Annotated in this window: 9 protein-coding genes; 8 read left to right on the top strand and 1 reads right to left on the bottom strand. The window is 59.2% G+C overall.

From position 1 onward, the window contains the following. Positions 1 to 312 precede the first annotated feature (312 nt). The 8 genes from KI617_RS07965 (at position 313) to KI617_RS07930 (ending at position 14,147) form a co-directional block, all read left to right on the top strand. Positions 313 to 1,059 carry a PEP-CTERM sorting domain-containing protein gene (locus KI617_RS07965; RefSeq protein WP_226451468.1) on the top strand — a complete coding sequence of 249 codons (747 nt, stop codon included), beginning with the start codon at positions 313 to 315 and terminating at the stop codon, positions 1,057 to 1,059. A gap of 72 nt (positions 1,060 to 1,131) precedes the next feature. Then, complete coding sequence (locus tag KI617_RS07960; protein ID WP_226451467.1) at positions 1,132 to 3,036, top strand: bifunctional metallophosphatase/5'-nucleotidase; 1,905 nt, start codon at positions 1,132 to 1,134, stop codon at positions 3,034 to 3,036. A 28-nt stretch (positions 3,037 to 3,064) separates the two neighbouring features. Next, positions 3,065 to 3,814: an FxDxF family PEP-CTERM protein gene (locus tag KI617_RS07955; protein WP_226451466.1), complete on the top strand. Its 750-nt coding sequence runs from the start codon at positions 3,065 to 3,067 to the stop codon at positions 3,812 to 3,814. A gap of 18 nt (positions 3,815 to 3,832) precedes the next feature. Continuing rightward, a complete protein-coding gene (locus KI617_RS07950; protein ID WP_226451465.1) occupies positions 3,833 to 4,342 on the top strand; it encodes a PEP-CTERM sorting domain-containing protein in 510 nt (169 codons plus the stop codon). Between the two features lie 248 nt (positions 4,343 to 4,590). After that, positions 4,591 to 7,734 (top strand): ExeM/NucH family extracellular endonuclease, encoded by a 3,144-nt coding sequence (locus KI617_RS07945; RefSeq protein ID WP_226451464.1) that lies wholly within the window; start codon positions 4,591 to 4,593, stop codon positions 7,732 to 7,734. A 648-nt stretch (positions 7,735 to 8,382) separates the two neighbouring features. Continuing rightward, entirely contained in the window at positions 8,383 to 10,599 is a 2,217-nt protein-coding gene (locus tag KI617_RS07940) for an HDOD domain-containing protein (protein ID WP_226451463.1), read from the top strand. After that, positions 10,596 to 12,791: a two-component system response regulator gene (locus KI617_RS07935; protein ID WP_226451462.1), complete on the top strand. Its 2,196-nt coding sequence runs from the start codon at positions 10,596 to 10,598 to the stop codon at positions 12,789 to 12,791. The genes KI617_RS07940 and KI617_RS07935 overlap by 4 nt, the downstream gene beginning before the upstream one ends. Positions 12,792 to 13,127: 336 nt before the next feature. Continuing rightward, positions 13,128 to 14,147 carry a GSU2403 family nucleotidyltransferase fold protein gene (locus tag KI617_RS07930; RefSeq protein WP_226451461.1) on the top strand — a complete coding sequence of 340 codons (1,020 nt, stop codon included), beginning with the start codon at positions 13,128 to 13,130 and terminating at the stop codon, positions 14,145 to 14,147. A 45-nt stretch (positions 14,148 to 14,192) separates the two neighbouring features. Here the strand turns inward: KI617_RS07930 and KI617_RS07925 are convergent, their stop codons facing one another. Continuing rightward, positions 14,193 to 14,879, bottom strand: a complete 687-nt coding sequence (locus tag KI617_RS07925) for a PEP-CTERM sorting domain-containing protein (protein WP_226451460.1) — start codon at positions 14,877 to 14,879, stop codon at positions 14,193 to 14,195. Positions 14,880 to 15,212: the final 333 nt, after the last annotated feature.

Genomic DNA, 15,212 nt, shown 5'->3' with positions numbered 1-15,212 from the left:
GGACTGGATCCCCGCCTGCGCGGGGATGACGAATTAATCAGCGCCTCCCTAGATAAAGGCGGGCGCCGATGCGGCTCGAATGACGAGACGCCGATCAATTCATCATTTCCGAATTAACCAGCACCTCCCAACAAAACAGCATGGGAGGCCATGCCTCCCCGCTTTATTTCAGCCGCCACCAAATCCTAGTCCGTTCGGCTCAGGTTTCCCCTTTTCGGCAGGACATTGATTGTCACGCCAGATGCATATGCTGGCATGCATCCGAAGTAAGCATTCGGAACCGACATCAACAAACATGCCCCGGGGAATACCATGATTCGCAAAACTGCACTCGCACTCCTGCTCGCCGCTGCCGGCGTCAATGCTCACGCTGCGCTCAATACCGGCGACATCGCCTTCACGGGCTTCAACGCCGACTTCGACCACTGGTCCATCGTCACCAATGTCGATATCGCTGCGAACACCACCATCTACTTCGGCGATAACGAGTGGACTGGCAGCAAGTGGGCGGACACCAACGAGCACACGATGGCTTGGAATACGGGAACGTCCGTCATCAAGGCCGGCACCGTGATTCTCTTCACCGAAAACGTTGACCTCAATCCCGACGTAATCTCCGCATCCGTCGGCACCCTCAGTCTTGCTGCCGGCACCGGCTCCAACTACGGGATCAGCGCTTCCGATGACACCATTTACGCCTTCCTGGGCAGTTCCGCTGCTGCGCCGACCACTTTCCTGGCCGGCCTGACCACCGAAAGCTCGGCAACCAACCTGACGAACGCCGGCCTGACGGTTGGTTCCACCGCAGTCAAGCTGACAAACAGCACCGACTTTGCCCAGTACACCGGGTTGCGCAACGACAAGGCCAGCTTCGCCGAATACGCCTCCGTCGCGAACAACGCTGCAAACTGGAACATCATCATCGGCGGCGACCAGAGCGCACAGGTGATCGACACCACCGCCTTCACCCTGGCCGTTCCCGAGCCGAAGAGCTACGCCATGCTTTTCGCCGGTCTCGGCCTGATGGGCGCCATCGCTCGTCGTCGCACCCGCCGCTAAGCACCCATTCCAATTGACCGGCCGGGCCTGCCCCGGCCGTTTTCTTGCCCCCTGCCCCCCAAGGAGTACCCCATGCTCAAGTTGTCCACCCTGGCCCTCGTTCTGGCCAGCGCCTTTGCCGCGCCTGCTTTCGCTGCCTGCCCGGATGCCTCGACCACCGTTACCTTCGGCCCGACCGATTCCGGCATTGCCAACCGCGTCGTTGCCGGCGCCTGCACCATCGATGACCAGATTCTCGATGATGAACAGCAGTGGGGCAGCCAGGCTGCCTTCCTGTCGCACGTTTCCACCGTCACCTTCAACCTGCTCAAGCAGGGCAAGATCAACGCCACCGAGCGCGCCAAGCTGATGAGCGCCGCCCAGATCTCCGGCATTGGCAAGACGATCAAGGTCAAGCTGATCGGCTTCAACGACTTCCACGGCTACATCAAGGCCGGCGAAGGTTCGTCCAGCAACCCTGGTGTCGCCCGCTTCTCGACCAAAATCAACGAGCTGCGCGCCCAGAACAGCCTGAACGCCGTGGTTTCCGCCGGCGACATGATCGGCGCCAGCCCGCTGACCTCGGCCCTGTTCAAGGATGAGCCGACCATCGAGGCAATGAACCGCATCGGCATCGATTTCAATGCCGTCGGCAACCATGAATTCGACGAAGGCAAGGATGAACTGCTGCGCATGCAAAACGGCGGCAACCATCCGACCGACGCTTATTCCGGCCTTGGCCTCGATGTCGACAAACGCGCCGATAAGGAATTCGCCGGTGCCAAGTTCAAGTTCCTGGCGGCCAACGTGGTTGAAACCGCCTCGGGCTCTACCGTCTTCCCGGCGGTCGGCGTCAAGAGCTTCCTCGGCAACAAGGTCGCCTTCATCGGCATGACGCTGGAAGGCACGCCGACCATCGTTTCGCCGTCCGGCATCGTCGGCCTCTCGTTCAAGGACGAAGCCGATACCGTCAATGCCATGATCCCGACCCTGCAGGCCCAGGGCATCAAGAGCGTCGTCGTGCTGATCCACGAAGGCGGGGTCGACACCACCACCGCAGCAGATAAGCATAACGACTGCACCGGCATCTCCGGCCCGATCGTCGATATCGTCAATCGCCTCGACGCCGAAGTCGACCTGGTCATCTCCGGACACACCCACGCTGCCTACAACTGCGTGATCAACAACAAGCGTGTCACTTCAGCCGGCCAATATGCCCGCTACCTGAGCGACATCGACATGGTCATCGACACCAGGACCAAGAACGTCGTTTCGATCGCGGCCACCAATATCGCCACCGGCACCACCACCGCCGAAGATCCGGCCCTGACCGATCTCGTCGCCCACTACGACGGCATGGCTGCCATACCCAAGGCTCGCGTTATCGGCAAGATCAGCACCGCCATCAGCCGCAGCGCAAACTCCGCGGGTGAATCCCCGCTGGGCGATGTCATCGCCGATGCCCAACTCGATGCCACGGACGACGTCGGTTTTGGCAGCGCCGTCGCAGCATTCATGAACCCGGGCGGTATCCGCGCCGATCTGCCCTACCACGATGGCGGCCAGGTTACCTACGGCGATGCCTTCACCGTCCAGCCTTTCGGCAATTCGCTGGTAACCATGACGGTCTCCGGCGCCCAGATCAAGACCCTGCTTGAAACCCAGTTCGCCGCCTGCAACGGGCAAGCCTCGCAACGCATCCTGCAGGTTTCAAAGGGCTTCAACTACAGCTACACCCTCGCCAACGCCTGTAACGATCGTATCGGCAGCATCACCATCAATGGCGTTGCTGTCGATCCTTCGGCCTACTACGCAATCACGGTCAACAGCTTCCTGGCCGACGGCGGCGACGGCTTTGCCGTGCTCAAGGAAGGCACCAACCGCCTGGGTGGTGATGTCGATACCGATGCCTTCGAAAAATACCTGCAAGCCAACCTGTCGGCGAATGGTGGCAACGGCGTCGCGCCCGGCCCGATGAACCGCATCACCAAGAACTGATACCTGACGAGATTTGGAGATTCCCATCGTGAAAAAATATCTGATCAAACCCCTGCTTGCCTCCCTGCTGCTGGTCGGCGCCGTTTCCGCACAAGCCGCCCATTTCGAGGTCATCGACTACGTTGCCAGCAGCCGCTACACCGGTACGGTCGATTTCAACGACTTCAGCTATCTCGGCAGCTATAGCTCCGGCGGCGAAAGTTTCGGGACAATGGTCTCCGACGGTGAAACGACCGGTGACTACACACATACCGGTTACGCTGCCGGTGATTTCCTCGACGGCACGTTCATCAATCTTTCGACGTCGGTCAGCTTCAGTTCGCCGAATACCATCGAGTACTACGGGATCGCCACTGCCGTCGAAAAGACCATCAAGCTGAAGGTCGTTGCCGATAGCGGTGATGTCGGCCAGACGGTCAATGTCAGCTTCGCCGGCCTCTCTTCGACCTATAACAACCTGGTTGCCGGCTCCGAAGGTACCTACCAGACCAGATTGCGTGTCCTGAATACCGGTGGCAGCGAGCTCGGCAACTTCAGCACCCAGCAAATGGCCGACCAGAACGTCAATTTCGCCTTCACGCTGCAGGCCGGCGACGTCATCATCCTGTCGGCCTCGCAGGGAGTACACATGAACGCCAGCGGCCCGATCGACGCCAGCCTGAGCGGCATGTTCGGCGGTGAATTCACCGTCGTAGCCGTCCCCGAACCCGAGCAGTACGCCCTGATGCTGGCCGGTCTTGGCCTGATCGGTGGCATCGCCCGCCGTCGCAATCGTTGATCAGACCAGAGACTCCCCATGAAACGACTTTTCCGCACTACCGCACTCGCAGCCCTTCTGCTGGCCGCCCTCCCGTCTGCCCAGGCAGCCACCTATAGCTTCTCCGGCATGATGGATTCCGGCTCGCTGATCGGCCAAAGTTTCACTGGTCTGTTCAGTTTCGACGACAGCGCCCTGACCAAATCCGGCGAGGAGTATCTCGGCGTCGGCAGCCTGAGCATGAACTTTCTGGGCAACGTTTGGGGTGTGTCTCACTTTGAAAGCGGCTCCGTTGCCGAAGTCAAGTTCTACAACGGCCTTTTCGCCGGCCTTTCCTACAGCGCCACGTGGGGCACCACCGGTTTCTCGAGCGTGCCTGGCTCTTTCGATACCTCCGATGCCTTCGTGGCCTACGACAGCAGCCTGGGGCTCAGCGGTGCCGGCAACGTCATCTACGCCGCCGTACCGGAACCCGAGTCCTACGCCATGTTCCTGGCTGGTCTGGGCCTGATGGGCCTGATCGCCCGCCGCCGCGCCAAGGGCTTTTGAGCCTCCAAGGAATCAATCAAACGAATCACGAAATGGCTCCAGCGGGGCAATGCGGCTCAGTTAAGCGTCATTCCCGCGAAAGCGGGAATCCAGGCACCACGCATTTACTGGGTTCCCGCCTTCGCGGGAACGACAAACTCAAGAGTTTTTCCACTAACTGAACGGCATTGGCTCCTGCGGGGGCCATTTTTTTAGATTTTTCTGAAGCCCGACGGCTCCCAATCCACATTCACCATGAGTGACACGCCATGAAAATCCGTACTTCGACAACGCACCAATTCGCCCGCAGCATCATCGCCGCCAGCCTGATCGCCGCCATGGCCCCGGCCATTGCCGATGCCACCTATCAAACACTCCCGTTCAGCCAGAACTGGTCGAATACCGGGCTGATCAGCACCAACAATGACTGGACCGGCGTGCCGGGCATCATCGGCTATCGCGGCGATAACGGCTCGCAGGCAACTGGCGTCAATCCGCAGACCTTGTTGCTCGACCTTTCTGCGGTCACCAACGTTACGGCGAATCAGGGTCAGACACTGCTCAACAACACCACAGCCGCTGGTGGCGTCGCGGAGTTTGAGATTGCCAACCCGGTGATCGGTTTGAACGGCTCGGGAACAGGCGACTCGCCAAACTTGATTATTTACCTCAACACCACCGGTTTCCAGAACATCCAGGTCGCCTACAACCTGCGCGACCTCGACAGCACGACCGACAACGCGGCCCAACCGGTCGCCCTGCAATACCGCATCGGCAGCAGCGGCAATTTCATCAACGTGCCGGCTGCCTACGTGGCCGACGCCACCACCGCCGGCAGCGCCACCCAGGTGACACCAGTCAGCGTCACACTGCCTGCCGCCGCCGATAACCAGCCGCAACTCCAGGTTCGCATCATCACTGCCAACGCCGTCGGCAACGACGAATGGGTTGGCATCGATGACATCGTGATCAGCGGCAATGGCGGTGGCGGCGATATCAATCAGGCGATTTCCGCCACCTGCCCAGCCGGCAGCCTGGCCCAGGGCGAAGGCGGCAGCATCCTGCTCACCGCCACCGACGCCGACAGCCGCGTCAATGCCGCCAGCCTCGCCGACGGCACCCCGGCCGGTTTCTCGCTCGGCGCACTGAGCGCAGCGACCACCGATGGCGCCGCCGCCTCTGTCGCGCTCAACGTCGCCGGCAGCGTTGCCGCCGGTAACTACGCCGTTGTCGTCAACTTCGCCAACGACGAAGCCCAGGTTTCCAGCTGTACCGTCAACGTCGCCATCAGCGGCACCACGGCTATCCACGCCATCCAGGGCAACGGCGCCGAAAGCCCGCTGCTCGGCCAGAACGTCACCACCCAGGGCGTTGTCACCAAGCTGACCAACGCCGGTTTCTTCATGCAGGACGAAAACCCGGACACCGACGAAACCACCTCGGAAGGCATCTACGTTTACACCAGCACCGCGCCGACCGTCGCGGTGGGCAACCGTGTCCGCGTTGCCGCCACGGTGGCTGAATACAACGTCGGCGCCCTGAGCAATGCCGGCACTGCCGCTAATCCGCTGACCGAACTGACCAGCCCGGCCATCACCGTGCTCGGCACTGGCGCCAGCATCGCGCCGACCACCATCACCTTCCCCGAAGTTACCGAAGGCGATCTGGAACGCTACGAAGGCATGCTGGTCCGCATCGAAGGCCCGTTGACCGTCGGCCAGAATTACTTCCTCGGCCGTTTTGGCCAACTCACGGTAGCCGCCGGCGGCCGCCTCGAAAAGCCGACCAACCGTCATCCGGCCGGCAGCGTCGAGGCCATCGTCATGGCTGACGAAAACGCCCGCCGCCGCATCCTGCTCGACGACGGCACCAGCCTGCAGAACCCCAACCCGACGCCCTATATGGCGGCCGACAACACCGTGCGCGCTGGCGACACCCTCGACGGCATCACTGGCGTCATCGACTACGGCCTGGCCACCAGCGACAACACCGGGTTTGGCGATTACCGCATCCACCCCACCGTCGCCCCGGTGTTCACCCGCGCCAACCCGCGCACCACGGCACCGGTTGCCGTTGGCGGCAACATTAAGGTGGCGAGCTTCAATGTGCTCAATTACTTCACCACCATTGATCAATCCGGCGCCTCCTGCGCCCCGAGCGGCACCCGCAGCGATTGCCGCGGCGCCGACAGCGCTGCCGAATTCACCCGCCAGAAGGCCAAGATCGTTGCCGCCATCAAGGCGCTCAACGCCGATGTGGTCGGCCTGATGGAAATTGAGAACAACGGCAATATCGCCGTGCTCGACCTGGTCAATGCGCTCAATGCCGATCTCGGCGCCGGCACCTACGCCAGCGTCGCGCTGCCCAACGGCGGCACGGGCACCGATGCGATCCGCGTCGCGATGATTTACAAGCCGGCCAAGCTTGGCACGGTCGGGCAGTCCATTTCCGATACCAACCCGATCCACAACCGGCCGCCGCTGATGCAGACTTTCTCCGCCGCCAATGGCGAGAAATTCAGCGTCGTGGTCAATCACTTCAAGTCGAAGGGCAGCTGCCCGACCTCCGGCAACGACGCCGACCAGGGCGACGGCCAGGGTTGCTGGAACGAACTGCGCACCGAACAGGCCCAGGCCTTGCGCAATACCGTGCAGAATCTGCAGACCACCAGCGGCGACAACGATGTCATCGTGATCGGCGACCTGAACGCCTACGGCAAGGAAGATCCGATTCTCGACTTCACCGCCAACGGCTATGTCGACCAAGTCGATCGCTTCAGCGACCTCGGCTACTCCTATGTCTTCGACGGCGAAGCCGGCTACCTCGATCACGCCCTGGCCACCACGAGCCTGAGCAACCAGATCACCGGCGCGGCTCACTGGCGCATCAATGCCGACGAACCGGCCATCATCGACTACAACACCGAGTACAAGCAGCCGGCCTGCACCACCTGCGGCCCGGACTACTACTCGAACACGGTCTATCGCTCCTCGGATCACGACCCGGTCGTCATCGGCCTCAACCTGCTCAAGCCGATCGGCGGCACAGCCGGCCGTGACAGCCTGGTCGGCACCGCCGGCGACGACGTCATCACCGGCGGCATCGGCAGCGACACGCTGACCGGCGGCGGCGGCGCCGACCAGTTCGTGTTCACCAGCCTGCGTGATGGCATCGATACGATCACCGACTTCCAGCCGGGCATCGACCGCATCGTGCTCACCCAGTTGCTGCAGTCCGTCGGCATCACCAGCGCCAATCCGATTGCCAACGGCTACGTCACCTGCAAGGCTGTCGGCAACGACGCCGCCATCAGCATCGATACCGACGCAGCTGGCAGCGCCGTTAGCCGCAACCTCGTGTTGCTCAAGAACCAGGGCTGCGCGGTGGCCATTCCTGGCAATTTCGTCTTTTGACCATGAGCGATCAGGATTGACTGAAGGCAATTAGCGGCAATCGCTGAACAGCCCCAAAAAACCCGCCGAAGATATTTCCGGCGGGTTTTTTAATTTTGGCCGGCCAGGAGGTAAAAACGCCTCACCGGCAGTCGCCCCACGGAGTCACTCCCTCTCCCCAAATTTGTCGGGGACGTTGGCTAGCGCCCGAACGCCGGGCATCGTGCGGTTTCGCTCCCTCTCCCCCAACGAGTTGGGGGAGAGGGCCGGGGAGAGGGGGCAACTTCATATGACTGCAACAAATAAACACTATTTTGACGGTCTATTACTTTAGTCTGTAAAACGACTAATTTCGCCAGCCATTGGTTGGTCAGTATTGAGTACCCCGCTTCTTGAAAATAATCCTGGAACCATAGGCGTTTTGCCTCTGGAGCCTTTGTTGAACACATTGTTGCCAAAGCGTAATATGACTTGGGCTTGCCCTAGGGAAACACTGATCAAACCGTCATCCCCGCGCCCCGCAGGAAGTACCCTTGGGGTGCGAAAGCGGGGATTCATTTCCGAATTGATCAGAACCTCCCCGGAGGCGATGCCTTGAGGATTTCTGATTGATGCAGTCCACACACTGTCGGAACATCCATTTGCTTGCCGCACATTCGCGAGAAACAGATGCGCCAACTGCCTGAGCCTATCGCCCAAGCCATTGAGTCCGGAAAGGTGCCCTCCCCGCCGCAGGTGCTGCTTCGCCTGATGCAGTTGGCCGACGACAACCAGTCCAGCATGTGTGAACTGGCGCAACTGGTGGGACAGGATGCCGGGCTGGCCGCCCGGGTGCTGACCGCGGCCAATTCGCCATCGCTCCGCCGGGGAACGGCGCTGAACAGTCTTGATACCTGTCTGGTGGCCCTGGGCACACGGCTGGTGCGCTCGATTGCAACCTGCCTCTCGATTCAAAGCCTGTTCAATCGCAGCTCGGGCGCCTCGACCCCCGACCTTTCTGCGTTCTGGGGTCACTCGCTGGTGGTGGCTGAATTGGCTCGGAGCCTGGCAACAAGCATTGACTACCCTCATCCCGAAGAAGCCTATATGGCCGGGCTGCTTCACGATATCGGCGAATTGATTCTGCTCTCTGCCCTCGGTACGCCCTATGCCGAACTGCTGGGCAGCAGCCATGACGAGACGCTCCAGACATCGCTGGAGACCGAGCGCTTCGGGGTTAATCATGGCGAAATTGGTACCTGGCTGACCGACCAGTGGCAACTTGATTCAGCCTTCGCCGATGGCATTTTGTTTCATCACGCCGCCGCCGAAGAAATTGTCACCGCAGCCGCGTTGCCCCAGCTCATCTGGATGGCGCATGCCCTGGTCGCCAACGAGGAAATCAGCGAAGCGCTGGCCGCACACCAAAACGCCCTGTTTGGCGCCAACCGCGCCGAGAAGCTGCTGGAATTGCGCAACCAGGCAGAGCAGAGAGCCCTGATGCTGGGCGAGGCGCTCAACATGCAGTTGCCGAAAAAGCTGTCGGGGCTCCGCGTTTGGGAAAAACTGAGCAGCGCGCCGAAAGCCGTTGTCGACATTGACGATACAGAATCCGAAATCGCCGCAATGCTCGGTGGCATGGCCTTGTTGCAACCTTTGCAGCAAGACCTTTTTGCCCTCGAAAGCGATGCCGAGATTCTGCTGTCGCTCAAGGAATCTGCCCGGATTCTGTTCGATCTCAACCGGGTGGCCTTTCTGTTCGCCGACCCGAGCGATGGAAAACTGTCGGGGAAAACCATAGGCGGTCAGCCGGCCATTTTCAGGCAGGTTGAATTTCCGCCGGAAGAACAGCGCTCTCTGGCCGCCGCGGCAGTCGTTCGCCAGGAACTCTGCTGCACCTTCGAGGCCAGATTCGCCGGCCGAAATTCGCTGATCGACCTGCAATTCGCCCGTGCCCTCGGGACAAACGGGCTGCTCTGCATTCCCATGATGGCCCGTCGGCATGTCATTGGCGTCATGGTCTGCGGCCTCAGCGCCGGGCAATTCGAGCGCCTCACCCGGCGCCTGCCCTGGCTGCTCAATTTCGGAAAAATAGCGGCAATCAGCCTCGATGCCTTGCGAGAAGCAAAGAGTTACCGCGAGCAAGCCGAAAACGAAGCGGCCAGCCGCTTTGCGCGACAAGCGCATCGCGTCAGTCACGAGGCAGGAAACCCCTTGGGGATCATCAAGAGCTACCTGAAAATCCTCGATCGAAAACTGCCCGGCAACACGGAAGTTCGACAAGAACTGGAGATACTGGCCGAAGAAATTGATCGGGTGGCGGGCATCGTCAGCCGCATGAGCGAGATTCCGCAAGAAAAACCCTCGGGCGGCGAACTGGACATCGGCGATCTGATCGAGGAACTCCTGATGCTCTATGGCGCAGCCCTCTTTCACAGCAAGGGAATCAAGGTCGAGACCAGCCTGCCCAATGAGCCGCTCAAGATCATTTGCCAACGGGACACGCTGAAGCAAATATTGCTGAACCTTTGGAAAAACGCCTCTGAAGCATTGACCCAAGGGCAACAATTCAAGATTTCGCTGACCGACTACGTGGTGCACAACGGTCAGGACTACGTCCAGATCCGGATGGATGACAACGGTTCCGGCATGTCCGATGCGGCCATGCGATCAATCCATGCGCCGCCCGATCCCACCCACGCCGGGCGGCGGGGAATCGGACTCTCCATCGTTGGCCAACTCGCCAGCAAACAGGGAATCCCCGTCACCTGCCGTAGCCAGGCCGGCAAGGGGACAAGCATTGCGCTGCTGCTACCGAAACTTGGCCCCGGCGCCGCAGGCACTGTTTCTGCCCGAAGCCTGAATGCAACTGCTGCGGCAGGCGCAGCCGGAACCGAAGAACAATGAACTCCATCTCCAGCCCGGAAATAGCCCGGCATCTCGCCAACCCGCAGAGCGACGCTCCCGAGAAAGTATTGCTGGTCGACGACGAACCCAGATTCAGGAGCGCCTACCGTGTCCTGCTGGCGGCGCCAGGGCGGATCATTGAAGAAAGCAGCACCGGCAAGGAGGCAATCCAGCGTCTGGCCAAGGGCGACATCGATGTCGTCATTCTTGACCTGAAGCTACCCGACATCAGCGGCATGGACATCATGGAGTGGCTAGCCGACAGCCACATCTCAACCGCCATTATCGTGTTCAGTGCCGATGAATCGATTGACTCCGCCATTCTTGCCCTGCGTCGCGGCGCTTTTGAGTTCCTCCGCAAACACTGCGACCCGGAAGATCTCATTCAGGCGGTCGAGCGGGTTCTGCACAGTCGGCAGATGGAAAAAAAGCACGCGCTGATGGCGGCACGACTCGAACAATCCGAGCATCTCCATCGCTTCCTGGTCGAACAGTCACCCGACCTGATCTACACCGTAGACACCGCGGGCAATTTTCTTTTCATCAACGGCCGGGTCCATGCCCTGCTCGGCTACAAGCCAGCCGAACTGATCGGCCAGCATTATTCGGTCATCGTTCATGAAGACGACCGGGAAAAAGCACGCCATGCCTTCGATGAACGCCGGATTGGCGATCGTGCCACCACCAATTTCGAAGTGCGCCTCAAAAACAAACATCCGCATGGCCGCCATTCGGATGACCAGAGCATCGTCGCCATTCTCAGCGCGCAAGGCATCTACACCTCAAAAAATGATGATTCCAGCCAACAGCTCCGGGGCACGGCGGGCGTGGCACGCGATATTACCGAGCGCAAACGGGCCGAAGAAACCATCGCCTACCAGGCCTTCCATGACCTTCTGACCGGCTTGCCCAATCGAACCCTGTTCATGGACCGGCTGGAACTGGCGATCACCCAGGCCAAGCGGCGTAACCAGCGCATCGGCGTGATGTTTCTCGACATTGATCGCTTCAAACTGATCAATGACACCTATGGCCACAAGGAAGGCGACCTGCTACTGAAAGAATTCGCGCTCCGCATCCGTAGTTGCCTGCGCTCGGGCGATACGCTGGCTCGTCAGGGAGGCGATGAATTCACCGTTCTCCTGCCGGACATCAACAGTGTGGAAGACATTTCCGGCATTGCCAGGAAAATGCTCAGCGAGCTCAAACGCCCATTTTTTGTCGGAAAACATGACTTCCTGGCCACGGCCAGCATTGGCATAGCCATCTACCCGGATGACGGAGAGCACTCCGAGGCACTGATTCACAGTGCGGACATTGCGATGTACCAGACCAAGTCACGCGGGAAAAACGGCTTCCTGGAATTCAAACCAACGATGAATACTGTGCATGTTGAACGTATATCGCTGGAAAACGACCTGCGTCTGGCCATCAAGGAAGGCAATCAATTCGAATTGCTTTACCAGCCACAAATAAACATCCCGCAACGCGCCATCGTCGGCGTTGAAGCATTGATTCGCTGGCGCCATCCGCAAAAAGGGCTGATCTCGCCCGATGACTTCATCCCGCTGGCCGAAGAAACGGGAATGATCGTCGCCATCAGCGATTGGGTTCTCAAGACCGGTTGCGCCCAACTCAAAAGGCTGCACGAAAAGGGCTTTCACGAACTGAAGCTGGGCGTCAATTTCTCCCCGTCGGAATTTGCCCGATGCGACCTGCTCGAACGCATCGTCGAGCCGATAAAACAGCACTTGCTGCCAAACGACGCCCTGGAAATCGAAATTACCGAAAACCTGCTGATGAAAGATGCCGAGAGCGTCATTTCAAAGGTAGACAAGTTACGGCACGCCGGCTTCCAAATCTCCATTGATGACTTTGGCACCCGTTATTCATCACTGAACTACCTGCGCCGATTCTCGATCAGCTGCGTCAAAATCGACCAATCATTCATCCGCGACCTGAGCCCCGACCAGGATTCGACCGCCATTATCCAGGCCATCGTCGGCATCGCCCGGAGCTTTAACCTGCGCATCCTGGCCGAAGGCGTCGAAACCAAGGCGCAAATGCAAATGCTGAAAGAACTGGGCTGCGACGAAATGCAAGGCTACTACTTCAGCCGCCCACTAACCCCAGTCGCACTGGAAACCTTCCTGGCCGGATTTCCGCAAAGCGATTTGATCATTCATCGCTAAAGAGACACCGAAGTACTCGTCATCCCCGCGGCCTCGACACACCCGGGACTCCGCTTCGCGGCGGGCGAGGCGGGGAGCCTGTTCCTTGATTTTTCTGGATTCCCGCCTCGTCCGGCACAAAGCCTGGCATTCGCGCAAATCCTATTCGCGTGAAAACCCACCCCCTCTCCCCCAACACGTTGGGGGAGAGGGCCGGGGAGAGGGGGCAATTTTTCACCTTCATGCAACCACCCTGATCGGCCGGTCAGGCCAAGAAAGAGATAACCAACCTAACACAATGATTATTTGATATTTTCCTTTCAATCTGCTATTTTTTAACAGATGAAAGGAAAACATATGAATTTCAGTGAGTTATCATCAAATCAACGGCGAATATCGATTGATCTGAAGCAAACCTATGAAGGCTACCGGGAAGCTGTTCGCACAGCACAACAGTATGCCGGTGGCTTTCACTGGAAGTCGGTCAATGGCCAGGACTATCTCGTCAAGGTGATCAATCGCCGAGGGGGCACAAAAGGTTTTGGGAGACGATCTCCGGAAACAGAAGCCATCTACGAGGAGTTTATTGCCGGCAAGGCAAGGGCAAAAGAACGGGAAGCCTCCCTGGAGGCTTCGGTCCATGAACTTGCCGGTATGGCACGCGGCGTCTTGATCAATCGCGTACCGTCCCTGGTTGCTGCGCTGCTTCGCAAACTCGACAACTATGGGCTGTTGGGCAAAAACTTGATGGTGATCGGCACGAACGCGATGTACGGCTACGAATCGGTTGCTGGCGTCATGTTCGACTCAGGGCTGCTAGCCACGACGGATGTCGATCTTCTTTGGGATTCGCAGACCCGGCTGAAACTGGCCTTGCTCGACAATGAGGTCATGGACGCAGGAGTCCTGGCCATTCTCCGCAAGGTCGATCGCTCGTTTGAGGCCACGGGGCGCGGCAGCTTCCGGGCAATCAACAAGGAGGGTTTCTACGTCGACCTGGTGAAACAGACACCCAATCCCCCCCGGAAACGGGGAGAAAAAAATCTGCTGGCCGAAAACGACTCAAGGCCGAGTTGGTTGCCGAACATCAAATGGCTGTTAGCCAGCGAAAAGTTTGCTTCAGTGGTTATCGGTCAGGATGGCTTGCCTGCCCCGATGGTCAGCCCCGACCCGCGAGCATTTGCTGTTTACAAGCGATGGCTGAGCGATCAGCCCGACCGGGAAGCCATAAAAAGAAGTCGAGATCGGCAACAAGCCCAGGCCGTCATCGATCTGGTCCAGACAAAATTCCCGCATATGCCTCTGGATGCCAATGCCGAGCGGATGTTTCCGCGAGAGGCCCGAAGTTTGCCAGGCAATACCGGGTTCGCGCTGTAAGAAAGGGGCCGGAAACTTCCCGGCCCCTTATTCACCCCGCCTCAATCAACCCTGGCTGCGCCGACGGGCGACGAAGCCCATCATGCCGAGGCCGGCGAGCAGCATGGCGTAAGACGCCGGTTCCGGAATCGGCGTCAAAACGAAGCCAAGTTCGACGTTCTTCATTTCAATAAAGGCGTAGCCGCGCTGGCTGGAGGAAGCAAAGGAGTAAAACATATTCTCGATACTGACCTGGGCACTGGTCAGCTTAGCCGTTGGTCTGATGCTGGCAGTCGTATCCCAATCGGTCGTCGCAAATCGTTCAAACGAGGTATGGGTGGTCAGCGGCAGGCTTGGCCTGATGGCTGCAGTCATCACTGCTTCACCCACCGGCTTGACGCGGAGCTCGCCGCCGAGCGAAACCACGCTGGCGTCGCCAATCAGCATGTAGTCGCCGCCTTCATACAGATTGAAGCTGGAGACCTTGTAGCCGGGATCAGCGGTGATGAAGAAAGAAAACGTCGCATTGGTAACGTTGTTACCGCCATAGCTTTTGGCCGCGAAACCCGAACCGCTCGGCCCGAAAACCAGCGTCGAATCGACCAAGCGAGGGACGCCGAACAGGTACTGCGCCTCCGTCTCATAGCTGATCGTGAAATGCTCGCCATCCAGCGTTACGGTGGCTGCGTTGGCCTGTGCAGCGGCGATTGCCAATAGGAAAACAGCGGCCAGGGGTTTGAGTCTAAAGGTCATGGGGAAACTCCTTCTATCGTATCGAAATATCAGTGACACGCCCTCAATTTGCGAAGGCAATACCACCCTGACAGTAATCTTGCGTGTCAAATATTTCGAAAACCCTCATGCGGAACCGCGAAAAACCTAGTCCGATCAGACTAGAGTAGCGAAAACCCGCGCCGCTACGTCAATTCCAGATGCATAGAGATTTGTATATTTTTGTAAAGGCCGGTCGCGCCCATCGCATCTGCGGCTGAAAAAATGCCACACCATCGCGGCCAGGAAACAGGAAATATTTCCTCCCTAGCGCAAATATTCCCGCCGGCACGGGAAATGGCCGCAAAAAACAAG

This window comes from Ferribacterium limneticum (genome assembly GCF_020510625.1).
Classification (GTDB): Bacteria; Pseudomonadota; Gammaproteobacteria; order Burkholderiales; family Rhodocyclaceae; genus Azonexus; species Azonexus limneticus_A.
The sequence above is the reverse complement of the archived record's forward strand: the minus strand, read 5'-3'. Positions and strand labels throughout refer to the sequence as shown.

Coding starts and splice junctions, on each gene's coding strand:
- KI617_RS07965 (WP_226451468.1), top strand. CDS start 313: ATGATTCGCAAAACTGCACTCGCACTCCTGCTCGCCGCTGCCGGCGTC.
- KI617_RS07960 (WP_226451467.1), top strand. CDS start 1,132: ATGCTCAAGTTGTCCACCCTGGCCCTCGTTCTGGCCAGCGCCTTTGCC.
- KI617_RS07950 (WP_226451465.1), top strand. CDS start 3,833: ATGAAACGACTTTTCCGCACTACCGCACTCGCAGCCCTTCTGCTGGCC.
- KI617_RS07945 (WP_226451464.1), top strand. CDS start 4,591: ATGAAAATCCGTACTTCGACAACGCACCAATTCGCCCGCAGCATCATC.
- KI617_RS07940 (WP_226451463.1), top strand. CDS start 8,383: ATGCGCCAACTGCCTGAGCCTATCGCCCAAGCCATTGAGTCCGGAAAG.
- KI617_RS07935 (WP_226451462.1), top strand. CDS start 10,596: ATGAACTCCATCTCCAGCCCGGAAATAGCCCGGCATCTCGCCAACCCG.
- KI617_RS07930 (WP_226451461.1), top strand. CDS start 13,128: ATGAATTTCAGTGAGTTATCATCAAATCAACGGCGAATATCGATTGAT.
- KI617_RS07925 (WP_226451460.1), bottom strand. CDS start 14,879: ATGACCTTTAGACTCAAACCCCTGGCCGCTGTTTTCCTATTGGCAATC.